Source organism: Streptomyces sp. NPDC002776 (assembly GCF_053592195.1).
Map to the genome: position 1 here is coordinate 24,546 of NZ_JBSFVG010000002.1, position 22,399 is coordinate 46,944.

Genomic DNA, 22,399 nt, shown 5'->3' on the forward strand with positions numbered 1-22,399 from the left:
GGGCGGCAAACGTGTGGTCCTCGGACCGGCCCGCGCGACATGATCGGAGCGACCACGGTAACGGCGACAGGAAGAGACCCAGGTGCCTCATACCATCGACGAGTCCTTCACGGCACTACCCCTGCGCGCTCTGGCGGACGCCGCGCTGGCACGCGCGCGTGCCCTCGGCGCCGAGCACGCGGACTTCCGGTTCGAGCGGGTGCGCAGCGCGTCCTGGCGCCTCCGGGACGCCAAGCCGGCGGGCTCCTCGGACACCACCGACCTCGGCTACGCGGTGCGCGTGGTGCACGGCGGGACCTGGGGCTTCGCCTCCGGCGTCGATCTGAGCATGGACGCGGCGGCCCGGGTCGCCGCCCAGGCCGTGGCGATGGCGAAGCTGTCCGCGCAGGTCATCAAGGCGGCCGGCTCCGAGGAGCGGGTGGAGCTGGCGGACGAGCCGGTGCACGCCGACCGGGCGTGGATCTCGTCGTACGAGATCGACCCGTTCACCGTGCCCGACGAGGAGAAGTCCGGGCTGCTCGCCGAATGGAGCTCCCGGCTGCTGGCGGCGGACGGGGTGAACCATGTCGACGCCTCCTTGCTCACCGTGCACGAGAACAAGTTCTACGCCGACACCGCCGGGACGGTGACCACCCAGCAGCGCGTCCGGCTGCACCCGCAGCTGACCGCCGTGTCGGTCGACGAGTCCAGCGGCGAGTTCGACTCGATGCGCACCATCGCGCCGCCCACCGGACGCGGCTGGGAGTATCTGCGGGGCACCGGCTGGGACTGGGAGAGCGAGCTCGCGCAGATCCCCGAGCTGCTCGCCGAGAAGATGCGCGCGCCGAGCGTCGAGGCGGGCGTGTACGACCTGGTCGTCGACCCGTCCAACCTGTGGCTGACCATCCACGAGTCCATCGGGCACGCCACCGAGCTGGACCGGGCGCTCGGCTACGAGGCCGCCTACGCCGGCACCTCCTTCGCCACCTTCGACCAGCTCGGCAAGCTCAGGTACGGCTCGGAGCTGATGAACGTCACCGGCGACCGCACCGCCGAGCACGGCCTGGCGACCATCGGCTACGACGACGAGGGCGTCGAGGCCCAGACCTGGGACCTGGTGAAGGACGGCACCCTGGTCGGCTACCAGCTGGACCGGCGGATCGCGAGGCTGACCGGGTTCGAGCGGTCCAACGGCTGCGCCTTCGCCGACTCCCCCGCCCATGTCCCGGTGCAGCGCATGGCCAACGTCTCGCTCCAGCCGGACCCGGCCGGGATGTCCACCGAGGATCTCATCGGCGGCGTCGACCGCGGGATCTACGTCGTCGGGGACCGGTCCTGGTCCATCGACATGCAGCGCTACAACTTCCAGTTCACCGGCCAGCGCTTCTTCCGGATCGAGAACGGCCGCATCGCCGGCCAGCTCCGGGACGTCGCCTACCAGGCGACCACCACCGACTTCTGGGGCTCCATGGCGGCCGTCGGCGGCCCGGGGACCTATGTCCTGGGCGGTGCCTTCAACTGCGGCAAGGCCCAGCCGGGGCAGGTGGCCGCGGTGTCGCACGGCTGCCCGTCCGCCCTGTTCCGCAGCGTCAACATCCTCAACACCACCCAGGAGGCCGGTCGATGAGTCCTCGTACGAACAAGCCGCACGAGATCGTCGAGCGGGCCCTGGAGCTGTCGCGCGCGGACGGCTGTGTCGTCATCGCCGACGAGCAGTCCACCGCCAATCTGCGCTGGGCGGGCAACGCGCTGACCACCAACGGCGTCACGCGCGGGCGCACGCTCACGGTCGTCGCCACCGTCGACGGCAAGGAGGGCACGGCCTCGGGGGTGGTGTCCCGCTCCGCGGTGACGCCGGACGAGCTGGAGCCCCTGGTCCGGGCCGCCGAGGCCGCCGCGCGCGGCGCCGGTCCCGCCGAGGACGCGCAGCCGCTGGTCACCGGCGTACCGACGGCGCCGGACTTCACGGACGCGCCGGCCGAGACCTCCTCCGCGGTGTTCGCCGACTTCGCCCCGGCGCTCGGTGAGGCCTTCGCACGCGCGCGTGCGGGCGGACGCGAGCTGTACGGCTTCGCCAACCATGAGCTGGTCTCGTCCTACGTCGGTACGTCGACGGGGCTGCGCCTGCGCCATGACCAGCCGAACGGGACGCTGGAGCTGAACGCCAAGTCCCCGGACCGCACCCGCTCGGCCTGGGCCGGCCACTCCACCCGTGACTTCAAGGACGTCGACCCCGCGGCGCTCGACGCCGAACTGGCCGTACGCCTCGGCTGGGCCGAACGCAAGGTGGCGCTGCCCGCCGGGCGGTACGAGACGCTGCTGCCGCCGACCGCCGTCGCGGATCTGCTGATCTACCAGATGTGGTCGGCGTCGGGCCGGGACGCGGTCGAGGGCCGCACGGTGTTCTCCCGGCCCGGCGGCGGCACCCGGGTCGGCGACAGGCTGACCGAGCTGCCGCTGACCCTGCGCAGCGACCCGAACGAGCCGGGCCTGGAGGCGGCGCCCTTCGTGCTGGCGCACTCCTCCGGGGGCGACACGTCGGTGTTCGACAACGGACTGCCGCTCACGGCCACCGAGTGGGTCCACGAGGGCGAGCTGCGGCACCTGCTGACCAGCCGGCACAGCGCGGGCCTGACCGGGCTGCCGGTGGCGCCGGGGATCGACAACCTGATCCTGGACGGCGGCGGCGAGCGCTCGCTGGAGGAGATGGTCGCCGCTACCGAGCGCGGGCTGCTGCTGACCTGCCTGTGGTACATCCGCGAGGTCGATCCGGCGACGCTGCTGCTCACCGGTTTGACCCGGGACGGCGTGTACCTGGTGGAGAACGGCGAGGTGACCGGCGAGGTCAACAACTTCCGGTTCAACGAGTCGCCGGTGGACCTGCTGGGCCGGGCCACCGAGGCCGGGCGCACGGAGAAGACGCTGCCCAGGGAGTGGAGCGACTGGTTCACCAGGGCCGCGATGCCGGCGCTGAGGGTGCCCGACTTCAATATGAGCTCTGTCAGTCAGGGCGTATAACCTCGTACCCGACCCGCAGCACTTTCGAGCAGCACTTCCAAGGAGATACGAGAACCGTGACGGACATCGTCGACGAGCTGAAGTGGCGTGGCCTGTGGGCCCTGTCCACTGACGAGGACGCTTTGCGCAAGGCGCTCGCGGACGGTCCCGTCACGTTCTATTGCGGGTTCGACCCGACCGCGGCCAGTCTGCACGTCGGTCACCTGGTGCAGGTCCTCACCATGCGCCGGCTCCAGCAGGCGGGCCTGCGTCCGCTGGCCCTGGTCGGCGGGGCCACCGGCCAGATCGGTGACCCGCGTCCGACGGCCGAGCGCACCCTGAACGACCCGGAGACGGTGGCGAACTGGGTGACCCGGCTGCGCGCGCAGATCGAGCCGTTCCTGTCCTTCGAGGGCGAGAACGCCGCGGTGATGGTCAACAACCTGGACTGGACGGCCGGGATGTCGGCCATCGAGTTCCTGCGCGACATCGGCAAGCACTTCCGTGTCAACAAGATGCTGACCAAGGACTCGGTCGCCCGGCGCCTGGAGTCCCAGGAGGGCATCAGCTACACCGAGTTCAGCTACCAGCTGCTCCAGGGCATGGACTTCCTCGAGCTGTACCGCCGGTACGGCTGCACCCTCCAGCAGGGCGGCAGCGACCAGTGGGGCAACCTCACGGCGGGTCTGGACCTGATCCACCGGCTGGAGCCCGAGGCCCAGGTGCACTGCGTGGCGACCCCGCTGATGGTCAAGGCGGACGGCACCAAGTTCGGCAAGACCGAGGGCGGCGCCGTCTGGCTCGACCCCGAGATGACGACGCCGTACGCGTTCTACCAGTTCTGGCTCAATGTGGACGACCGGGATATCTCGACGTACCTGCGCATCCTGTCCTTCCGGTCCCGCGAGGAGCTGGAGGAGCTGGAGAAGCAGACCGAGGAGCGGCCGCAGGCCCGGGCCGCGCAGCGGGCGCTGGCCGAGGAGCTGACGACGCTGGTGCACGGCGCCGACCAGACGGCGGCCGTGATCGCCGCGAGCCGTGCTCTCTTCGGGCAGGGCGAGCTCACGGAGCTGGACGACCGGACGCTGGCGGCGGCGCTGTCGGAGGTGCCGCACATCAAGGTCGCGGAGCTGGCGCCGGTGGTCGATCTGTTCGCCGAGGTCGAGCTGGTGGCGAGCAAGTCGGCGGCGCGGCGGACGATCAAGGAGGGCGGGGCCTACGTGAACAACGCGAAGGTCACCGCCGAGGACGCCGTACCGGCGGCGGAGGATCTGCTGCACGGACGGTGGCTGGTGCTGCGCCGGGGCAAGAAGAACCTCGCCGCGGTCGAGGTCACCGGAGCCTAGGCACTCCGAAGGGGCGGCTCTCCACGGGAGGGCCGCCCCTTCGTCGTGCGCGGCTCAGGTCCGCTGTTTCTTCTTGCCCAGGGTGGCCATGTAGACCATGTCCCCCACACCCACGATGATGAGCGCGGCAACGAGCTGGAAGATGTGCCGGCTCCAGTCGATGCCGGCGGTCTCCTCGACCCCCATCGCGCGGGCGAGGGCGTTGCCGACGATGGCACCGAGCATGCCGAAGATCGTGGTCAGCCAGAGGGGACTGTGCTGCTTGCCGGGCAGGATCGCCTTGGCGATCAGCCCCAGCACGAGTCCCACGATGATGGCCCACAACCAGCCCATGGCTGCCTCCTTGTACGGCTCGACGTGAGCATTACGCCCAGTCTCGGGCCGCCCCGCCTACGCCGCATGTCGGGTGCGGCCGTACGCGGGACGGCTGAGGTCCGTCACCCGGGCGGAAGGTGCCCCGGTCTCGTAGGCGGCGCAGGCCAGGCGTACCGTGGAGGGTGTCCGGGCCCGGCCTCCCGGCCGGTGGCCGTCCGGGTGCGGGCAGGGGAGAGTCCGATGCGGGCGGATGGTGGAATGTGATGCGGAAGCAGCACGACGGGGGCAGCACCCAGGTATTCCGGATCACCGGAGCCAGGACGAGCCTCCAAGAGGACGTACGAGGCCGGCAGCGCCGGTACGTCATCTCGATGTTGATCCGTACGCTGTCGGTGATCCTGGCCGCGACCCTGTGGAACGTCGAACGGCACGTGGCCGTCGTGGCGTTGGTGCTCGGCGTGGTCATGCCGTACATCGCGGTGGTGATCGCCAACGCCGGGCGGGAGAACGCGCCGTCGCTCCCTTCCACTTTCGTGGTCGCGCCGCCGCGTCCGATGATCGCCGGGCCGGGTCCCGGCGTGCCCTTCGCGGAACCCGTCCCGGACGATGCGGTCCCCGATCCGGCACCGGGTCCGGCGGACGAAACACAGCGGAAGACATGACCGGAAATGACCTTGGCGAGGGGCTGACAAACGGAAGCCACCTCCGCACCAAGCTCAAGAAAAGCTCAGATCAATAGTGCTGTTCCGGTGCCGGGCCGCGGGTGACCCATGACATACTTCGTAGGCGCTCCGCATCCCCCGTCGGAGCGACGGACCGACGCCGGGCAGCTCCCCCCGTGGCTGCTCGGCGTCGCCTTTTGTTGACTTCTGTGAGACGAATCCGTGAGTGACGAGACCCCCATCTGCTCCGCCAAGGGCTGCCGTGCGGCCGCGATATGGGTGCTGGCCTGGAACAACCCCAAGCTCCATACGCCGGAGCGGCGGAAGACCTGGCTCGCCTGCGAGGAGCACCGGGAGCATCTCTCCCAGTTTCTGGGGGTGCGGGGGTTCCTGAAGGACGTGGTGCCGTTCGCCGAGTGGGAAGAGCCCGGGGCACCGTAAAGTTTCAGCCGCCGATCGCCGACATCGGGCGGTCCGGCTGGACGAAGCTCGGGTCGTCCAGGCCCGCTCCCGCCTTCTTGCCCCACATCGCCAGCCGCCAGATCCGGGCGATCTCCTCGTCGGGGGCGCCGGAGCGCAGGGCGCCGCGCAGGTCCGTCTCCTCGCGGGCGAACAGACAGGTGCGGACCTGGCCGTCGGCGGTGAGGCGGGTGCGGTCGCAGGCCGAGCAGAACGGCCGGGTGACGGAGGCGATGACACCGACGCGGTGCGGTCCGCCGTCGACGAGCCAGCGCTCCGCCGGGGCCGAGCCGCGCTCCTCGGAGCCCTCCTCGGTCAGCTCGAAGCGGGTGCGCAGGGAGGTCAGGATGTCGCCCGCGGTGATCATGCCGTCGCGCTTCCAGCCGTGCTGGGCGTCCAGGGGCATCTGCTCGATGAAGCGCAGTTCGTAGTCGTGCTCGACGGCCCAGGCCAGCAGGTCGGGGGCCTCGTCGTCGTTCAGCCCCGGCATCAGCACGGAGTTGACCTTGACGGGGGTCAGCTCCGCGTCGCGGGCGGCCTCCAGCCCTTCCAGGACGTCCCGGTGCCGGTCGCGGCGGGTCAGGGTCTTGAAGACGTCCGGGCGCAGGGTGTCCAGGGAGACATTGACCCGGTCCAGACCGGCGGCCTTCAGGGCCTTCGCGGTGCGCTTGAGGCCGATGCCGTTGGTGGTGAGGGACATCTGGGGGCGGGGGGTGAGGGCGCCGACGCGCTCGACGATGCCGACCAGGCCGGGGCGGAGCAGGGGCTCGCCACCGGTGAAGCGGACCTCCGCGATGCCGAGGGAGGTGACCGCGATGTCGATCAGGCGGACGATCTCGTCGTCCGTGAGGAGGTCGGGCTTGGCCAGCCACTGCAGGCCCTCCTCGGGCATGCAGTAGGTGCAGCGCAGATTGCACCGGTCGGTCAGTGAGACGCGCAGGTCGGTGGCGACCCGGCCGTAGGTGTCGATGAGCACGTGGGCCCCCTCCCTCGTCGCGGAGCACTCATGTTGCGTCACTTGCGAGCCTACGTGACCGCACCGACAACGACAGGGCCCGATCCCACGAGGTAAGACGCGGCCGCGTCGTAGGGATCTACGACGCGGCCGCGCGGGGAGGCGTGCTCAGTGGGCGCCGGTGCCGGTCAGGGACCGGACCTCCAGCTCGGCGTACTTGCCCTTGTCCGGCTCCTCCTTGGACAGGTAGGTGCCGATGATGCCCAGCAGGAAGCCGACCGGGATCGAGATGATGCCGGGGTTCTCCAGCGGGAACCAGTGGAAGTCGACGTCCGGGAACATCGAGGTGGGCTTGCCGGAGACGACCGGCGAGAACAGCACCAGGCCGACCGCGGTGGTCAGGCCGCCGTAGATCGACCACAGGGCGCCCTGGGTGGTGAACCGCTTCCAGAAGAGGCTGTAGAGGATCGTCGGCAGGTTGGCGGAGGCGGCGACCGCGAAGGCCAGGGCGACGAGGCCGGCCACGTTCAGGTCGCGGGCCAGGGCGCCCAGCGCGATGGAGACGACGCCAATGCCGACGGTCGCCCAGCGGGCGGCGCGGACCTCCTCCTTGTCGGTGGCCTTCCCCTTCTTGATGACGTTGGCGTAGATGTCGTGGGCGAACGACGAGGACGAGGCCAGCGTCAGGCCCGCGACCACCGCGAGGATGGTGGCGAAGGCGACCGCGGAGATGGTGGCGAGCAGGATGGCGCCCCAGTTGGAGTCGACGCCGCCCAGATGCAGCGCGAGCAGCGGGGCCGCCGTGTTGCCCGCCTTGTTGGAGCTGGTGATCTCCTCCTGTGAGATCAGCGCGGCGGCGCCGAAGCCGAGCGCGAGGGTCATCAGGTAGAAGGAGCCGATCAGGCCGATCGCCCAGATCACGGACTTACGGGCGGCCTTGGAGGTGGGCACGGTGTAGAAGCGGATCAGGATGTGCGGCAGGCCGGCGGTGCCGAGGATCAGCGCGATGCCGAGCGAGACGAAGTCCAGCTTGCTGGTGCCGCTGACGCCGTACTTCAGGCCGGGCTCCAGGAAGGCCGCGCCCTTGCCGCTCCGGTCGGAGGCGGCGCCGAGCAGGTCGGAGACGTTGAAGTCGAACTTCAGCAGGACCAGGAAGGTCAGCAGCAGGGCGCCGGTCATCAGCAGCACGGCCTTGACCATCTGGACCCAGGTGGTGCCCTTCATGCCGCCGATGGTGACGTACATGATCATCAGGACGCCGACCAGGGCGACGATGACGACCTTGCCGGCGTCGCTGGTGATGCCCATCAGCAGGGAGACCAGGACGCCCGCGCCGGCCATCTGCGCCAGCAGGTAGAAGATCGACACCACGATCGTGGAAGTACCGGCCGCCGTGCGGACCGGGCGCTGGCGCATCCGGTAGGCGAGGACGTCGCCCATGGTGTAGCGGCCGGAGTTGCGCAGCGGCTCGGCGACCAGGAGCAGCGCGATGAGCCAGGCGACCAGGAAGCCGATGGAGTAGAGGAAGCCGTCGTAGCCGAACAGGGCGATGGCGCCCGCGATGCCGAGGAAGGACGCGGCGGACATGTAGTCGCCGGAGACGGCGAGGCCGTTCTGGAAGCCGGTGAACTGGCGGCCGCCCGCGTAGAAGTCGTTGGCGTCCTTGGTCTGGCGGCCCGCCCACACGGTGATGCCGAGGGTCGCGACGACGAAGACCGCGAAGAGGCTGATGATCAGCGTGCGGTGCTCGCTGGCCGGGTCGGCCGCGAGGAACATCTGCGCGGTGCTCATGCGCCGCCCTCCATCCGGGACTTGATCGCGTCGGCCTTGGGGTCGAGCTTGGCGGCGGCGTGCCGCGCGTACCACCAGGCGATGAGGAACGTGGTGAGGAACTGGGCGAGGCCGAGGGCGAGGGCCACGTTGATGTTGCCGAACAGCTTGGTGCCCATGAAGTCGCCGGCGTAGATCGACAGCAGGACGTACAGCAGGTACCAGGCGATGAAGGCGACGGTCAGCGGAAAGGCGAAGGAGCGGTAGGAGCGGCGCAGTTCGGCGAACTCCGCGCTCTGCTGCACCGCGGTGAACTCCTCGATCGAGGGAAGTCGGTGCTGCTCTTTCGAGGGGGGCGGTGCGTCGGCGGCCACGGAGTCTCCTCGCGGTACGGGCGCTGGTGCGGCGGTGGACGGGGACGGGTGCGGTACGGACATGACGGCTCTGTTCTCAGCGGTGGGCAGGGAGCTCGATCGTGCTCGCGCCCCCTGTTCAACGTCACGGCGCCACGCGAGGACCGGTTCAACCCCGCGGACTTCTTTCCGAACTCATCGGCTGTAGGTCATTGCTGGCCAGCGAGACGGGGAGATAGTTTCGCCCTGCACGCCCGTCATGTACCTGCCCGAACGCCACCTGTGTCTCGGGCCGGTTTCGTTTCCGGATGATGTGGAGATCCCATGGCTCATCTGCCTTCCAGACGCCGGCTCGCGCTGGCCGTCCCCGTCGTGCTGTCGCTGACCGCCTCGCTCGGCTTCCTGCCGGCCGGCGCGACGGCCGCCCCGCTCGCGGAGACCACCGCCGCGCAGGCCGCGGACGCGCCGAACCTGGCCTACGTCGTGAACACCACGACGGACCGCCGGACCATCGAGTCGGTGAAGAAGGCCGTCGCCACGGCCGGGGGGACCGTCGTGGCGTCGTACGACAAGATCGGGGTGATCGTCGCCCACTCCGCCAACCCGGACTTCGGCAAGCAGCTGCGCCAGGTGCGCGGAGTGCAGTCGGCGGGTGCGACGCGTACGGCGCCGCTGACCGCCGCCGGCACCACGGACCAGGGCGCCGCGGAATTCCTCACGGACGCCCAGGCCGCGAAGACGGCGGCCGCCGCCGCTCCCGACAGCGAGCCGCTCGAGGCCGACCAGTGGGACCTGCGCGCCATCGGCGCCGACGAGGCAGCGAAGATCAACCCCGGCAGCAGCAAGGTGACCGTCGCGGTCATCGACACCGGCGTCGACGACACCCACCCGGACCTCGCGCCGAACTTCTCCAAGTCCCAGTCCGCCAACTGCGTCGGCGGTGTCGCGGACACCAGTGAGGGCGCCTGGCGGCCGTACACCGTGGACGACTACCACGGCACGCATGTCGCGGGCGAGATCGCCGCGGCCCGCAACGGCATCGGCGTCGCGGGCGTGGCCCCGGGCGTCAAGGTCTCCGGCATCAAGGTGAGCGACCCGGACAACGGGCTGTTCTACCCGGAGAGCGTGGTGTGCGCCTTCGTGTTCGCCGCCGACCACGGCGTCGAGATCACGAACAACAGCTACTACGTGGACCCGTGGCTGTACAACTGCATGGACGACCCCGACCAGCGGGCCATCGTCGACGCGGTCAACCGGGCCCAGCTGTACGCCCAGCGCAAGGGCACGCTGCACCTGGCCTCGGCGGGCAACTCCAACCACGACCTGGACGCGGACGCGATCGTCGACGACTCCAGCCCCGACGACTCCACCCCGGTGGAGCGCACGATCGACCCGCACGAGTGCTACGACCTGCCGACCCAGCTGCCGGGTGTCGTCACGGTCAGCGCGACGGGCGTGCAGAACCTCAAGTCGTACTACTCCTCGTACGGCAGGGGCGTCGTCGACGTCGCGGCGCCGGGCGGTGACCGGCTGTACCAGATACCCGACACGCCTTCGAAGAACGGCCGCATCCTGTCGACCATGCCCAATGGGCAGTACGCCTTCCTCCAGGGCACCTCGATGGCCTCGCCGCACGCCGCCGGCGTGGCCGCGCTGCTGAAGTCCAAGCACCCGTGGGCGAACGGCGCCGCGCTCCAGGCGATGCTGAAGGCGCAGGCGGACAACCCCGGCTGCCCCGAGTCCTACGACCAGAACGGCGACGGCACGCAGGACGCGGTGTGCGAGGGCGGCACGCGCGTGAACGGCTTCTACGGCTTCGGCATCGTCAACGCGCTGCGCGCGGTCAAGTAGGCCACGGACGGGAGAAACTGACACCATGACAGCGCATTTCCCGCGCTCCCGCCGCGCGCTGGCCGTCCCCGCCGGGATGGCCATGGCGACGGCGCTCGCCCTGCTGCCGAACGTGTCGGCGGCGGCCGAGCCGGACGCGACCTCGCTCAGCTATGTCGTCAACGTCCAGCCCGGGCACGGCCCTTCACCACGCGTGGAGCGGGCCATCGCCGAGGCCGGCGGCACGATCGTGACCTCGTACGACCAGATCGGTGTGGTCGTCGTCCACTCGGCGAACCCCGACTTCGCCCGGACGCTGCGCACGGTGCCGGGGGTGGCCTCGGCCGGCAACACCCGCAACGCGCCGCTGCCCGCGCAGTCCACGACGGACGTCGGCACGCCGAAGGTGCTCAGCACCGCCGAGGCCACGGCCGTCGAGGCGGCCGAGGGCCAGGACCCGCTCCAGCCCCTCCAGTGGGACCTGCCCGCCATCAAGGCGGACCAGGCGCACGAGAAGTCGCTGGGCAGCCGGGACGTCACCGTCGCGGTGATCGACACCGGCGTCGACGACACCCACCCCGACCTCGCGCCCAACTTCGACCGCGAGGCGTCGGTCAACTGCGTGACGGGCAAGCCGGACACCACCGATGGCGCCTGGCGGCCCGGCCCGACGGAGAGCGCGCACGGCACGCACGTGGCCGGTGAGATCGCCGCCGCCAAGAACGGCGTCGGCATGACCGGTGTCGCGCCCGGGGTGAAGGTCTCCGGCATCAAGGTGTCGACGACCGCCGGGTACTTCTACACGGAGGCCGTGGTGTGCGGCTTCGTGTGGGCGGCCGAGCACGGGGTCGACGTGACGAACAACAGCTATTACACCGACCCCTGGTACTTCAACTGCAAGAACGACCCGGACCAGAAGGCGCTCGTCGACGCCATCACCCGGGCCTCGCGGTACGCGGAGAAGAAGGGCGCGGTCAACGTCGCGGCGGCCGGCAACGAGAACTACGACCTCGCGGCCGACGAGATCACCGACCCGGTCTCCCCGAACGACGGCACGCCCTCGGAGCGGGTGATCGACCCCTCCGAGTGCCTGGACATACCGACCCAGTTGCCGGGTGTGGTGACGGTGGCGTCGACCGGTGCGAAGGGCATCAAGTCGTCCTTCTCCAACCACGGTCTCGGCGTGATCGACATCGCCGCGCCCGGCGGCGACTCGACCCGCTTCCAGACCCCGGCCCCGCCGGCCACCAGCGGCCTGATCCTGGGCACGCTGCCCGGCGGACGCTGGGGCTACATGGCCGGTACGTCGATGGCGTCGCCGCATGTCGCGGGCGTCGCCGCGCTCATCAAGTCGACGCACCCGTGGGCGCCTCCGGCCGCGGTCAAGGCGCTGCTGTACGCCCAGGCCGACGCCACGGCGTGCACGGACCCGTACGACATCGACGGCGACGGCAAGATCGACGCGGTGTGCGAGGGCTCGAAGAACCGCAACGGGTTCTACGGCTGGGGCATGACGGACGCCCTGGACGCGGTGACCAAGTAGCGGACACCCGCCAGCGAAGGGCCGGACGGAGCCACCGTCCGGCCCTTTCGCGCGCGTGGGGAGAGAGATCCGCTGCACATATTGATCGAGTCAATACCGCATAGTGCAGTCATGGACTCCATCGACTACGCCTGGGCCGCGACGGGCGGCGATCCCGCGCTTCTGCCGCGGGTGTCGACCGTCGGCCGGACCGGGGTCCTCCAGGGAAGGCTTCCCGTACGGCAGTTGGCGCGCGGGTGTGTCGGCGCGTGTGCGCTGGCCGCCGCGGAGCTAGGTGCGCGGCGGGCCCGGCTGCGGGAGGTGCCGGAGGCCCGGGTGGACGACGGTGCCGTCGGCACGGCGTTCGTGAGCGAACGGCATCTGTTGATCAATGGCCGGGCGCCGGTCACCTTCGCACCCCTGTCACGGTTCTGGCGGACGGCGGACGGCTGGGTGCGCACGCACGCCAACTATCCCCACCACAGGGAGCGATTGCTGGCGGCGCTGGGCCGGCCGGACTCCGTCGAGGCGGCCCTCGCGGAGCGGTCCGCGGCGGACGTCGAGGAGGCCGTGTACGCGGCGGGCGGCCTCGCGGTGGCGGTACGGACGCCCGGGGAGTGGGCGGCGCATCCGCAGGCACGCGCGGTGGCCGGGCGTCCCCTGGTGGAGCGGGAGCGGCTGGACCAGGCCCCCGCGCGGGTGCTCCCGTCGGCCGGTCCGGCGCTCCCGCTGGACGGGATCCGGGTCCTGGACCTCACCCGGGTCATCGCGGGCCCGGTCGGCACCCGCACCCTCGCCCTGCTCGGCGCGGACGTGCTGCGCGTCGATCCGCCGCAGTACCCCGAACTGCCCGACCAGCACGCGGACACGGGGTTCGGCAAGCGGTCCGCCACGCTGGACCTGCGGGCGGACCGGCGCGCCTTCGAGGAGTTGCTGGCCGGCGCCGACGTGGTCGTCACCGGGTACCGGCCGGGCGCCCTGGACCGGTTCGGGCTCGCCCCCGAGGCGCTGGCGGAGCGCCGGCCCGGGGTCGTCGTGGCGCAGGTGTCGGCGTGGGGCGCGTCCGGGCCCTGGGGACGGCGGCGCGGGTTCGACAGCCTGGTCCAGGCGGCGACCGGCATCGCCGTCACGGAGGGCTCGGCGCGGCGGCCGGGCGCGCTGCCCGCGCAGGCGCTCGACCACGGCACCGGGTACCTGCTCGCGGCGGCCGTGCTGCGCGCCCTGACCGAGCAGGCCGACGACGGCGGCAGCAGGGTCGTACGGCTGTCGCTGGCGCGCACCGCGCTGTGGCTGACCTGCGAAATCGACGCGGGCGGGACGGGCGGGGCGGCGTACGGGGGGCCGGAGCCCTGGCTGGCCGAGAGGGACAGTACGCTCGGGCGGCTGCGGTACGCCCTGCCGCCGGTGGCCTACCTGGGCGGGCCCGGTGACTGGGCACGCCCGCCCGGCACGCCGGGGGCCGATCCGGCGGCCTGGAGCTGAGATGCGGACCGTCCGGAAACGTACCCATGGGCGGAATGCCGTACCGCCAGTTGTTTTCCAGCGCTTGCCCGGTTCTGGGAGGACTGGTGAAGATCTTGAGGTGACCTTGATAAGACCCACGTCGGAGGTTGCCGACGCGAGCGAGTCCCGGCGCGGCCCCGGCACCGGCCGAGCCGTGGCCGTCCTCGTGCTGGTGGCCCTGGGGGCGCTGATACCGCTGCTCGGGCCGTCCCCGGCACTGCACGGCACCGGGGAGGCCGCGGCCCCCGGCACCGGCGGCATCGCGCTGCTGCGGACGGTGCTGTTCGCGGCCCTGTGCGTCCCGGTCGGCGAACTGTTCGTGAACCGGCTGGCCCGTTCCGTACCCGGTACTCCCCCGCCGCCCCGCAGCTGGGCGCCCTGGGCGGCAGGCGCGGGTTTCCTCGCCGCCCTGGGGCTGGCCTCCGTCGTCTCCACCGGCAACCTCGTGCCGGACAGCCTCTCCGACCTCGACGTCGGCGGCCTGTACGCCACCCGCGACGGCAAGCTCGCGCTGCTGGAGGTCAACGCCTTCGCCGTGGCCGGGCTGTGCGCGCTGTCCCGGCGGCCCGGCACCCAGCTCTGGCCGCTGGCCGCGGTCGTCGTCGCCGAGGCGCTGCGCGCGCATCCGGTGACCGAGCAGTCCCCGCTCACCGGTTCCGGTCTGACGCTGGTCCATCTGATCTGTGCGGCGCTGTGGGCGGGCGGACTGCTGCACGTCCTGCGGAGCCTACGGGGCGGTCCGCCGTCCGGGGCGGCGCTGCTCGGGCTCTACGCGCGCGTGGCGGCCGTCCTGCTCGCCGTCATCACCGCGACCGGGGTGTGCAGTTCGCTGCGCCGCATGCCGCCCGAGACGGTCGTCGAGCAGTTGACGGCGACGGCGTACGGCCGCGTGCTGCTCGCCAAGGTGCTGCTGGTGGCCGCCGTCGCCGGGCTCGCCCTGTGGGCGCGGATCCGGCTGAGCCGGGCCGCCGACCCGCTCACGGCCTGCGCCCCCGCGCGCGTGGAGGTCGTCGCGCTGGGGGTGGTGGTGGCGGTGTCGGGGCTGCTGACCGCGTTGCCGGTGCCGATCAGATGGTGACCATGACGGAGATGCTGACCATGACTCAGATGGCGACCATGACCTTGAGCGCCACCCGCTCGTCCATCGCCCGGTAGCCGTCGGGCACGCCCTCCAGACCGACCGTCAGGTCGAAGACCGGTGAGGGGTCGATGGTGCCGTCCAGGATGTCGGGCAGCAGCTCGGGGATGTAGGCGCGGACCGGCGCGACACCGCCGCGCGGGGCGATGTTCCGGTCGAACATGACGCCGAGGTCGAGTCCGGTCCCTCCCCCAGTGCCCAAAGGGCCTGGGGGGACCCCCAGCCGTGCGGCACACCGACGAAGCCGATGCCGCCGCCGTCACAGGTGATGTTTCACGGCAGGACGCATGGACAGCTCGGTACCGACCGCCTCGACGACGGCGTGCGCGCCCTGGCCGCGGGCGAGTTCGCGGACGGCGTCGACCGCGGCCTCGCCGCGCTCGGCGACGACGTCGGTGTCGCCGAAGCGGCGGGCGAGGTCGGTGCGGACCTGATGGCGGCCGAGCGCGACGATCCGCTCGGCGCCCAGCCGCTTGGCGGCGAGCACCGCACACAGGCCGACGGCGCCGTCACCGACCACGGCGACCGTGGCCCCCGGCCGGGCGCCCGCGGCGAGGGCGGCGTGGTGGCCGGTGCCCAGCACGTCGGACAGGGTGAGCAGGGCGGTCAGCAGCCGCTCGTCGGAGGCCGCCTCCTAGGGCAGCCGGACGAGGGTGCCGTCGGCGAAGGGCACGCGCACCGCCTCGCCCTGGCCGCCGTCGTAGCCGACGGAGCCCCAGAAGCCGCCGTGCTCGCAGGAGGTGGTCAGGCCCTCCCGGCAGTAGTCGCAGACGCCGTCGGACCACATGAAGGGCGCGACGACCAGATCGCCGGTCCGCACGCCGGAGACCTCCGGGCCGGTCTCCTCGACGACGCCGAGGAACTCGTGCCCGGTCCGCTGGCCGGGCTGCCGGCCCGCCTCGCCGCGGTAGGCCCACAGGTCGCTGCCGCAAATGCAGGCGCGCAGCACCCGGATCACGGCGTCGGTGGGCAGTTGGACGACCGGGTCGGGTACGTCCGCCACCCACATGTCGAACGGGGCGTGAGAGCGCTCAGGGGGTGGTCGAGCGCACCTCCCCGTACGTCGCCGCCGGGTACGCACGCGCTTCGAACGCTCTGAGTGTGCCCGTGACGAGCAGGACCTGCGCCGCGATATAGGTGAGCATGATCCACAGGTCCGGCCGGGGCGGCTGGGACCACTCGGCGACGCCGGTCGCGATGAGGGTGTCGGAGAGCATGAACAGCGCGCCGCCGAGCCCGGTGACAAGGCCGAACCGGCTGCCCGCGCGGTAGGCCATGGCCGTGAGCAGCAGGCTGTAGCCGGCGACCGGGACGCGCAGGTCGGCCGGAAGGGCGGGCCAGAGCGTGGCGACGGTGGTGGTGAGGGCGACGCTGTACCCGGCGAGCAGGAACGGCTGGTGGCCCCCGCGCCCCTGGAACAGCAGCAGGTAGCAGACGTGCCCGGCGGCGAAGGAGCCCATGCCGGCGAGGAAGGCGGGCTCGGCGTCGGACAGCAGCAGGACGTCGCCGCCCCAGCCGAACAGCAGGGCGGCGACGAGCAGCCGGGGCGCCCGGGACAGGGCGGCGTACCCGGCGAGCAGCGGCATCAGCAGCGGCTTGGCGACCAGGTGCCCGGGGTCGAAGCCGGCGGCGAGGGAGCCCAGGTCGACGAGGGCGGCCAGAGCGAAGGCCGCCAGGAGAACGGGCCTCACGCCGACACGCTCTCCCGCGCGGGTTCCGGGGCGGGCCGCCAGCCGGGGCCGCGCAGCAGGAGCCCGGCCCGGTCCCGCCAACGGCGTGCCGCCTTGAGGTCCTTGGCGATGGAGACGTACTCGTGGGTGGCGACCTTCACCGGGTTGTACGTGTCGATGTTCTTGGTCAGCCCGAAGACTGGACGCTCGGTCTCGGCGACGAAGGAGCGGAACAACCGGTCCCAGACGATGAGGATGCCGCCGAAGTTGCGGTCCAGGTAGCCGCCCTGGGAGGCGTGGTGGACGCGGTGGTGAGAGGGCGTGTTGAACACGAACTCGAACCACCGGGGCATCTTGTCGATGCGCTCGGTGTGGATCCAGAACTGGTAGACGAGGTTCGCCGAGGAGCAGAAGGCGAGCGCGGCCGGGTGCACACCGCAGGCGATCAGGGGGACGTAGAACGGCCAGACGGTCAGGGAGGTCCAGGGCTGGCGCAGTGCGGTGGTGAGGTTGAACTTCTTGCTGGAGTGGTGCACGACGTGGCAGGCCCACAGGATCCGCACGACGTGGTGGCCGCGGTGGGACCAGTAGTAGAAGAAGTCCTGCGCGAGCAGCAGCAACGGGATGGTCCACCACAGCACGGGCACCCGCAGCGGCGTCAGTTCGTAGACCGCCGTGTAGATCGCGACGATCGGGATCTTCCACAGGAAGTCGAAGAACAGACTGCCGAGCCCCATACCGAGGCTGGTCGCGGCGTCCTTCGTCTCGTACCCCGCGGCCTCCTCGTCGGGATGGAGGCGGACGCTGATCATCTCGACCACGGTGAGCAGGACGAAGGCGGGTATCGACCACAGCACGACATCGGGCAGGTTCGGCATGCTGGCACGGTAGAACCGCTGGTCGCCCACGGCTAGACGTTGTTACTCACAAGTATTACCTGGGGTACGCGCTTACTTGTTGGCGATCTCCGCCAAAGGGGCACCCCTCTTCCGGACGGCCCCGCGCGGCACGGGACTTGACGCGCTCCCCCGGCCGGTCCTCGAACGGACGGGCGGGGCAGGGCACCTGACGGGGTGGCGACTCGGGGCCGCGGGAGGGGACTGTCAGTCCCGGCCCGTATCCTCAGTGACCATGCTCGAAGACCGTACGACCGCAGCGTCCGCGCCCGCCGGGTGGCCGGCCGCGTATCCGCAGGGATACGCGGTCGTTGACGTGGAGACCACCGGGCTGGCCCGGGACGACCGGATCATCTCCGCGGCCGTCTACCGGCTGGACGCGCGCGGCGAGGTCGAGGACCACTGGTACACGCTGGTCAACCCCGAGCGCGACCCGGGCCCGGTGTGGATCCACGGTCTGACGAGCGACGTACTGGAGGGCGCGCCCCTCTTCCCCGAGATCGCCGAGGAGTTCTCCGCCCGCCTGGCGGACCGGGTGCTCGTCGCGCACAACGCCGTCTTCGACTGGCAGATGATCGCCCGCGAGTACGCACGCGCCCGGTGCGAGGCGCCGGTGCGGCAGCGGCTGTGCACCATCGCGCTCTCCAAGGAACTGGCTCTGCCGCTGCCCAACCACAAGCTGGAGTCGCTGGCCGCGCACTTCGGCGTCGTCCAGCAGCGCGCGCACCACGCGCTGGACGACGCGCGCGTGCTGGCGGAGGCGTTCCGGCCGAGCCTGAAGGCCGCGGCCGAGGGCGGCGTACGGCTTCCCCTGCACGAGTGCCGGCCGCTGACCGAGTGGACGGACCGGGCCGTGCCGCGGCAGCAGCAGGGCAGCTACGGCGGCTACCGGCCGACCAGTTGGCGCCCCGCCCGCAAAAGGCCCGCCTGCCCCTATCCCAACCCAGGGCGCTATGAAGAGGGCAAAAGGCTCAAACAGGGCATGCGGATCGCCTTCTCCGGCGACACCTCCGTCGAGCGCGACCTGCTGGAGGACCGGGCGGTCGAGGCCGGACTCCATGTCGCCACCAGCATCTCCCGGCTGACCAGCCTGCTCGTCACCAACGACCCGGACTCGGGCACCTCCAAGGTGGTCAAGGCCCGGCAGTACGGCACCCCCGTGGTGGACGAGGCGGCGTTCGGGCAGCTGCTCGCCGATGTGGAGTCGGCACCCGAGCAGTGACCGTACGGATGGGTGATTGCGGTGCGACTCGCCCGGCGCCCACTCGCTCGCACCGCCCCGACGGCCCACCCTGTGGCGCATGGCGAGATGCGAAGTTTGCGGCAATGACTACGGGATGTCCTTCGAGATTCGTGCGCAGGGCGCGGTGCATGTCTTCGACTGCTTCGCCTGTGCGATCCATCGCATGGCCCCCATCTGCGAGCACTGCCGCGTCCAGATCATCGGGCAGGGCGTCGAGGTCGAGGGCCACTGGTACTGCGGTGCCCACTGCGCCCGCGCGGAGGGAAAGGCGGGCATCATCGACAAGGTGTGACCCGGTACCCGCCTGAACGCACCCCACGACCGAGTTGTACGGTCGTGGGGTGTACCGCTTCCTGTTGTCCCGGCAGTGGGTGATCCTCACGCTGGTCGCCGTGCTGCTCATCCCCACGATGATCAGGCTGGGCATCTGGCAGATGCACCGCTACGACGAGCGCACCGCCCGCAACCAGCTGGTCTCCGACTCGCTGGCCGCGAAGCCGGTACCCGTCGAGCGGCTGACCTCCCCCGGGCACGCCGTCACCAGGAACGAGCGGTACCGCACCGTCACCGCCACCGGGCACTTCGACACCGACGACGAGGTCGTCGTCCGCCGCCGCACCAACGCCGACGACGAGGTCGGCTACCACGTGCTCACCCCGTTCGTGCTGCGCGACGGCAAGGTGCTGCTGGTCAACCGGGGCTGGATCCCCGCCGACCGGGCGGCGAGCCAGAGCGCGTTCCCGGAGGTGCCCGCCCCGCCGGGCGGCGAGCTCACCGTCACCGGCCGGCTGATGCCCGACGAGACGACCGAGGCGAGCGGCATCAAGGACCTCCAGGGCCTGCCCGACCGCCAGATCATGCTGATCAACAGCGCGCAGGAGGCGCGCCGCCTCGACGCCCGGGTGCTCGGCGGTTACCTCGTGCAGACCGGACCGGCCCCGAAGGGCGGCACCCCGCAGCAGCTCGGCAAGCCCGGCAAGGAGGACGCCGCGCTGAACTACGCCTACGCCGTCCAGTGGTGGCTGTTCGCCGCGGGCGTCCCGGTCGGCTGGGTGATCCTGGTCCGCCGCGAGCTGCGCGACCGCCGGGCGCGCGAGACCGGGCAGCCCGCCGCGCGGAGCGAGCCCGCGGCGGTGTGAGCCGTCCGGCCGGAATGACCACAGCGCAAGATTGCGCGTCCTTCCTGCCGGGAACCCGCTCCCCGTGCATCCCCGTATCGAGGACTACGCGCTCATCGGCGACGAACAGACGGCTGCCCTGGTCGGCACGGACGGCTCCGTGGACTGGCTGTGCCTGCCCCGCTTCGACTCCGCCGCCTGCTTCGCCCGGCTGCTCGGCGACGAGGAGAACGGCCACTGGCGGATCGCCCCCACCGGCGCCGAGCGGTGCACCCGCCGCGCCTACCGACCGGACACCCTTGTCCTGGACACCGAATGGGAGACCGATCAAGGCGCCGTCCGCGTCACCGACCTGATGCCCCAACGGGACCGCGCGCCCGACCTCGTCCGCATCGTCGAGGGCCTGCGCGGCGAGGTCACCGTCCGCAGCACGCTCCGGCTGCGCTTCGACTACGGCTCGATCACCCCCTGGATACGCCGCTCCGACGGCCACCGGGTCGCCGTGGCGGGCCCGGACTCGGTGTGGCTGCGCAGCGAACCGCAGGTGCGCACCTGGGGCGCCGACCACTGCACGTACTCGGAGTTCACCGTCGCCGAGGGCGAGTCGGTGGCGTTCGTGCTGACCTGGCACCCCTCGCACGAACCACGCCCCGCGCTCGTCGACCCCTACGCATCGCTGGCCACCAGCGTCTCCGACTGGCAGGCCTGGGCGGCCCACTGCCGCTACGACGGCCCGCACCGGGACGCCGTGGTCCGCTCCCTGATCACCCTGAAGGCGCTCACCTACGCCCCCACCGGCGGCATCGTCGCCGCCCCCACCACCTCGCTCCCGGAGGAGCTGGGCGGAGTACGCAACTGGGACTACCGCTACTGCTGGCTGCGGGACTCCACCCTCACCCTCGGCGCGCTCCTGGCCGCCGGGTACCAGGAGGAGGCCGAGGCCTGGCGGAACTGGCTGCTGCGGGCGGTCGCGGGCGACCCGGCGGACCTGCAGATCATGTACGGCGTGGCGGGTGAGCGCCGGCTGCCCGAGATGGAGCTGCCGTGGCTGGCCGGCTTCGCCGACTCCGGGCCGGTACGGATCGGCAACGAGGCCGTGAAGCAGGTCCAGCTCGACGTGTACGGCGAGGTCATGGACTCGCTGTCGCTGGCCCGCAGTTCGGGCCTGCCCTCCAACCCGCAGATGTGGGCGCTGCAGATCGCGCTGATGGACTTCCTGTGCAGCGCGTGGCGGCAGCCCGACGAGGGGTTGTGGGAGGTGCGCGGGGGCCGCAGGCAGTTCGTCCACTCCAAGGTGATGGTGTGGGTGGCCGCCGACCGCGCGGTGCGCGCGGTGGAGCGCGACCCCCATCTGGAGGGCGACGTGGACGCCTGGCGCGCGTTGCGCGACGAGGTGCACCGGGAGGTGTGCGAGAAGGGCTACGACCCCGAGCGGAACACCTTCACCCAGTACTACGGCTCGCGCGAGCTGGACGCCTCGCTGCTGCTGATCCCGCGCGTGGGCTTTCTGCCGCCGGACGACCCCCGGGTGATCGGCACCATCGACGCGGTCCGCGACGAGCTGTGCCACGGCGGCTTCCTGCGCCGCTACAGCCCCGAGGAGACGGCCGACGGACTGCCGGGCAGCGAGGGCACCTTCCTGGCGTGCTCGTTCTGGCTGGCGGACGCCCTGCACATGATCGGCCGCGGCAAGGAGGCCAGGGAGTTGTTCGAACGGCTCGTGGTGCTCGGCAACGACGTCGGGCTGCTGGCCGAGGAGTACGACCCCGTGGCCGGTGTCCAGCTGGGCAACTTCCCGCAGGCGTTCAGCCACATCGGCCTGGTGAACACCGCCCTCGCCCTGTTCGGGACGGAGGAGGCAGGATAGGGGGCATGGATCTTGGACTGAAGGACCGGGTGTACGTCGTCACCGGAGCGACGCGTGGGCTGGGCAACGCCACCGCGCGGGAGCTGGTCGCCGAGGGCGCGAAGGTGATCATTTCGGGGCGGGACGAGACGACGGTCGCCGAGGCCGCGTCCGCGCTGGGCCCGGACGCGGTCGGGGTCGCCGCGGGCAACGCCGACCCGGAGACGCCCGCCCGGCTGATCGCCGCCGCGCGCGAGCACTTCGGCGGCTTCGACGGTGTCCTCGTCAGCGTCGGCGGCCCGGCGCCCGGCTTCGTCGCCGACAACACCGACGAGCAGTGGCAGGCGGCGTTCGAGTCGGTGTTCCTCGGCGCGGTGCGGCTGGCCCGGGCGGCGGCGGCCGAGCTGGAGGCGGGCGGTGTCATCGGCTTCGTGCTGTCCGGGTCCGTGCACGAGCCGATTCCGGGCCTGACCATCTCGAACGGACTGCGGCCCGGCCTCGCCGGGTTCGCCAAGTCCCTCGCGGACGAGCTGGGACCGCGCGGGATCCGGGTCGTGGGGCTGCTGCCGGGGCGCATCGACACGGACCGGGTGCGCGAGCTGGACGGGATATCCGCGGACCCGGAGGCGACGCGCGCGGCCGCCGAGACGCGGATCCCGCTGCGGCGCTACGGGAGGCCGGAGGAGTTCGGCCGGACCGGCGCGTTCCTGCTCTCCCCGGCCGCCTCGTACCTGACCGGCATCATGGTCCCGGTGGACGGCGGCCTGCGGCACGGGTTCTAGCCGCGGAGGGCGCTC

Annotated in this window: 20 protein-coding genes and 1 pseudogene; 14 read left to right on the forward strand and 7 right to left on the reverse strand. The window is 71.5% G+C overall.

Annotated elements, in window-relative coordinates; all coding sequences use genetic code 11:
• Positions 1-82: 82 nt before the first annotated feature.
• The 3 genes from ACWD11_RS04215 to tyrS are packed head-to-tail and all read left to right on the forward strand — an operon-like array spanning position 83 to position 4,322.
• Positions 83-1,606 (forward strand): TldD/PmbA family protein, encoded by a 1,524-nt coding sequence (locus ACWD11_RS04215; protein WP_451281183.1) that lies wholly within the window; start codon positions 83-85, stop codon positions 1,604-1,606.
• Entirely contained in the window at positions 1,603-2,997 is a 1,395-nt protein-coding gene (locus tag ACWD11_RS04220) for a metallopeptidase TldD-related protein (protein WP_389418839.1), read from the forward strand. Before ACWD11_RS04215 ends, ACWD11_RS04220 begins: the two co-directional genes overlap by 4 nt.
• 56 nt (positions 2,998-3,053) lie before the next feature.
• Positions 3,054-4,322, forward strand: coding sequence for a tyrosine--tRNA ligase (gene tyrS, locus ACWD11_RS04225; RefSeq protein ID WP_389418838.1), 1,269 nt, complete (start codon positions 3,054-3,056; stop codon positions 4,320-4,322).
• Positions 4,323-4,376: 54 nt separating this feature from the next.
• Here the strand turns inward: tyrS and ACWD11_RS04230 are convergent, their stop codons facing one another.
• A complete protein-coding gene (locus tag ACWD11_RS04230) occupies positions 4,377-4,655 on the reverse strand; it encodes a GlsB/YeaQ/YmgE family stress response membrane protein (RefSeq protein ID WP_389418837.1) in 279 nt (92 codons plus the stop codon).
• A 245-nt stretch (positions 4,656-4,900) separates the two neighbouring features.
• Between ACWD11_RS04230 and ACWD11_RS04235 the strand changes: the two genes are divergently transcribed.
• Both ACWD11_RS04235 and ACWD11_RS04240 read left to right on the forward strand, forming a co-directional pair.
• Entirely contained in the window at positions 4,901-5,299 is a 399-nt protein-coding gene (locus tag ACWD11_RS04235) for a DUF3099 domain-containing protein (RefSeq protein ID WP_389418836.1), read from the forward strand.
• Between the two features lie 222 nt (positions 5,300-5,521).
• Positions 5,522-5,740: a hypothetical protein gene (locus tag ACWD11_RS04240; protein WP_389418835.1), complete on the forward strand. Its 219-nt coding sequence runs from the start codon at positions 5,522-5,524 to the stop codon at positions 5,738-5,740.
• A 4-nt stretch (positions 5,741-5,744) separates the two neighbouring features.
• On the opposite strand, the gene moaA is transcribed toward ACWD11_RS04240, so the two are convergent.
• The 3 genes from moaA to ACWD11_RS04255 all read right to left on the reverse strand — a co-directional run bounded on the left by moaA (position 5,745) and on the right by ACWD11_RS04255 (position 8,857).
• Positions 5,745-6,734 carry a GTP 3',8-cyclase MoaA gene (moaA, locus tag ACWD11_RS04245; RefSeq protein ID WP_451281186.1) on the reverse strand — a complete coding sequence of 330 codons (990 nt, stop codon included), beginning with the start codon at positions 6,732-6,734 and terminating at the stop codon, positions 5,745-5,747.
• A gap of 147 nt (positions 6,735-6,881) precedes the next feature.
• A complete protein-coding gene (locus ACWD11_RS04250) occupies positions 6,882-8,504 on the reverse strand; it encodes a solute symporter family protein (RefSeq protein WP_451281188.1) in 1,623 nt (540 codons plus the stop codon).
• Positions 8,501-8,857: a DUF485 domain-containing protein gene (locus tag ACWD11_RS04255; protein WP_451281190.1), complete on the reverse strand. Its 357-nt coding sequence runs from the start codon at positions 8,855-8,857 to the stop codon at positions 8,501-8,503. The genes ACWD11_RS04250 and ACWD11_RS04255 overlap by 4 nt, the downstream gene beginning before the upstream one ends.
• Positions 8,858-9,160: 303 nt before the next feature.
• Between ACWD11_RS04255 and ACWD11_RS04260 the strand changes: the two genes are divergently transcribed.
• The 4 genes from ACWD11_RS04260 to ACWD11_RS04275 all read left to right on the forward strand — a co-directional run bounded on the left by ACWD11_RS04260 (position 9,161) and on the right by ACWD11_RS04275 (position 14,769).
• Complete coding sequence (locus ACWD11_RS04260; RefSeq protein ID WP_389418831.1) at positions 9,161-10,687, forward strand: S8 family serine peptidase; 1,527 nt, start codon at positions 9,161-9,163, stop codon at positions 10,685-10,687.
• A gap of 25 nt (positions 10,688-10,712) precedes the next feature.
• Positions 10,713-12,209: a S8 family peptidase gene (locus ACWD11_RS04265; protein WP_451281192.1), complete on the forward strand. Its 1,497-nt coding sequence runs from the start codon at positions 10,713-10,715 to the stop codon at positions 12,207-12,209.
• Between the two features lie 111 nt (positions 12,210-12,320).
• Positions 12,321-13,670: a CoA transferase gene (locus ACWD11_RS04270; RefSeq protein WP_451281194.1), complete on the forward strand. Its 1,350-nt coding sequence runs from the start codon at positions 12,321-12,323 to the stop codon at positions 13,668-13,670.
• 100 nt (positions 13,671-13,770) lie between these two features.
• Complete coding sequence (locus ACWD11_RS04275) at positions 13,771-14,769, forward strand: CopD family protein (protein ID WP_451281196.1); 999 nt, start codon at positions 13,771-13,773, stop codon at positions 14,767-14,769.
• 25 nt (positions 14,770-14,794) lie between these two features.
• On the opposite strand, the pseudogene ACWD11_RS04280 reads toward ACWD11_RS04275, so the two are convergent.
• The 3 genes and pseudogenes from ACWD11_RS04280 to ACWD11_RS04290 form a co-directional block, all read right to left on the reverse strand.
• Positions 14,795-15,838: pseudogene (locus tag ACWD11_RS04280) on the reverse strand (alcohol dehydrogenase catalytic domain-containing protein).
• A gap of 22 nt (positions 15,839-15,860) precedes the next feature.
• Entirely contained in the window at positions 15,861-16,520 is a 660-nt protein-coding gene (locus ACWD11_RS04285) for a lysoplasmalogenase (protein ID WP_451281198.1), read from the reverse strand.
• Positions 16,517-17,377: a sterol desaturase family protein gene (locus tag ACWD11_RS04290; RefSeq protein ID WP_389418826.1), complete on the reverse strand. Its 861-nt coding sequence runs from the start codon at positions 17,375-17,377 to the stop codon at positions 16,517-16,519. Before ACWD11_RS04290 ends, ACWD11_RS04285 begins: the two co-directional genes overlap by 4 nt.
• A 253-nt stretch (positions 17,378-17,630) precedes the next feature.
• Here ACWD11_RS04290 and ACWD11_RS04295 point away from each other — a divergent pair, with 253 nt between their 5' ends.
• The 5 genes from ACWD11_RS04295 to ACWD11_RS04315 all read left to right on the forward strand — a co-directional run bounded on the left by ACWD11_RS04295 (position 17,631) and on the right by ACWD11_RS04315 (position 22,384).
• A complete protein-coding gene (locus ACWD11_RS04295) occupies positions 17,631-18,617 on the forward strand; it encodes a DEDDh family exonuclease (protein ID WP_451281200.1) in 987 nt (328 codons plus the stop codon).
• 79 nt (positions 18,618-18,696) lie between these two features.
• Positions 18,697-18,930, forward strand: a complete 234-nt coding sequence (locus ACWD11_RS04300; protein WP_389418824.1) for a hypothetical protein — start codon at positions 18,697-18,699, stop codon at positions 18,928-18,930.
• Between the two features lie 49 nt (positions 18,931-18,979).
• Positions 18,980-19,777 (forward strand): SURF1 family cytochrome oxidase biogenesis protein, encoded by a 798-nt coding sequence (locus ACWD11_RS04305; protein WP_451281203.1) that lies wholly within the window; start codon positions 18,980-18,982, stop codon positions 19,775-19,777.
• A gap of 64 nt (positions 19,778-19,841) precedes the next feature.
• On the forward strand, positions 19,842-21,623 hold the full coding sequence (locus ACWD11_RS04310; protein ID WP_389418822.1) for a glycoside hydrolase family 15 protein: 1,782 nt from the start codon (positions 19,842-19,844) through the stop codon (positions 21,621-21,623).
• Positions 21,624-21,628: 5 nt separating this feature from the next.
• The gene (locus tag ACWD11_RS04315; protein WP_451281205.1) at positions 21,629-22,384 is read left to right on the forward strand and encodes an SDR family oxidoreductase; all 756 of its coding nucleotides are present in this window, start codon (positions 21,629-21,631) and stop codon (positions 22,382-22,384) included.
• The last annotated feature ends 15 nt before the right edge of the window (positions 22,385-22,399 follow it).

Coding starts and splice junctions, on each gene's coding strand:
- ACWD11_RS04220 (WP_389418839.1), top strand. CDS start 1,603: ATGAGTCCTCGTACGAACAAGCCGCACGAGATCGTCGAGCGGGCCCTG.
- ACWD11_RS04230 (WP_389418837.1), bottom strand. CDS start 4,655: ATGGGCTGGTTGTGGGCCATCATCGTGGGACTCGTGCTGGGGCTGATC.
- ACWD11_RS04235 (WP_389418836.1), top strand. CDS start 4,901: ATGCGGAAGCAGCACGACGGGGGCAGCACCCAGGTATTCCGGATCACC.
- ACWD11_RS04250 (WP_451281188.1), bottom strand. CDS start 8,504: ATGAGCACCGCGCAGATGTTCCTCGCGGCCGACCCGGCCAGCGAGCAC.
- ACWD11_RS04260 (WP_389418831.1), top strand. CDS start 9,161: ATGGCTCATCTGCCTTCCAGACGCCGGCTCGCGCTGGCCGTCCCCGTC.
- ACWD11_RS04265 (WP_451281192.1), top strand. CDS start 10,713: ATGACAGCGCATTTCCCGCGCTCCCGCCGCGCGCTGGCCGTCCCCGCC.
- ACWD11_RS04270 (WP_451281194.1), top strand. CDS start 12,321: ATGGACTCCATCGACTACGCCTGGGCCGCGACGGGCGGCGATCCCGCG.
- ACWD11_RS04290 (WP_389418826.1), bottom strand. CDS start 17,377: ATGCCGAACCTGCCCGATGTCGTGCTGTGGTCGATACCCGCCTTCGTC.
- ACWD11_RS04295 (WP_451281200.1), top strand. CDS start 17,631: ATGCTCGAAGACCGTACGACCGCAGCGTCCGCGCCCGCCGGGTGGCCG.
- ACWD11_RS04300 (WP_389418824.1), top strand. CDS start 18,697: ATGGCGAGATGCGAAGTTTGCGGCAATGACTACGGGATGTCCTTCGAG.
- ACWD11_RS04315 (WP_451281205.1), top strand. CDS start 21,629: ATGGATCTTGGACTGAAGGACCGGGTGTACGTCGTCACCGGAGCGACG.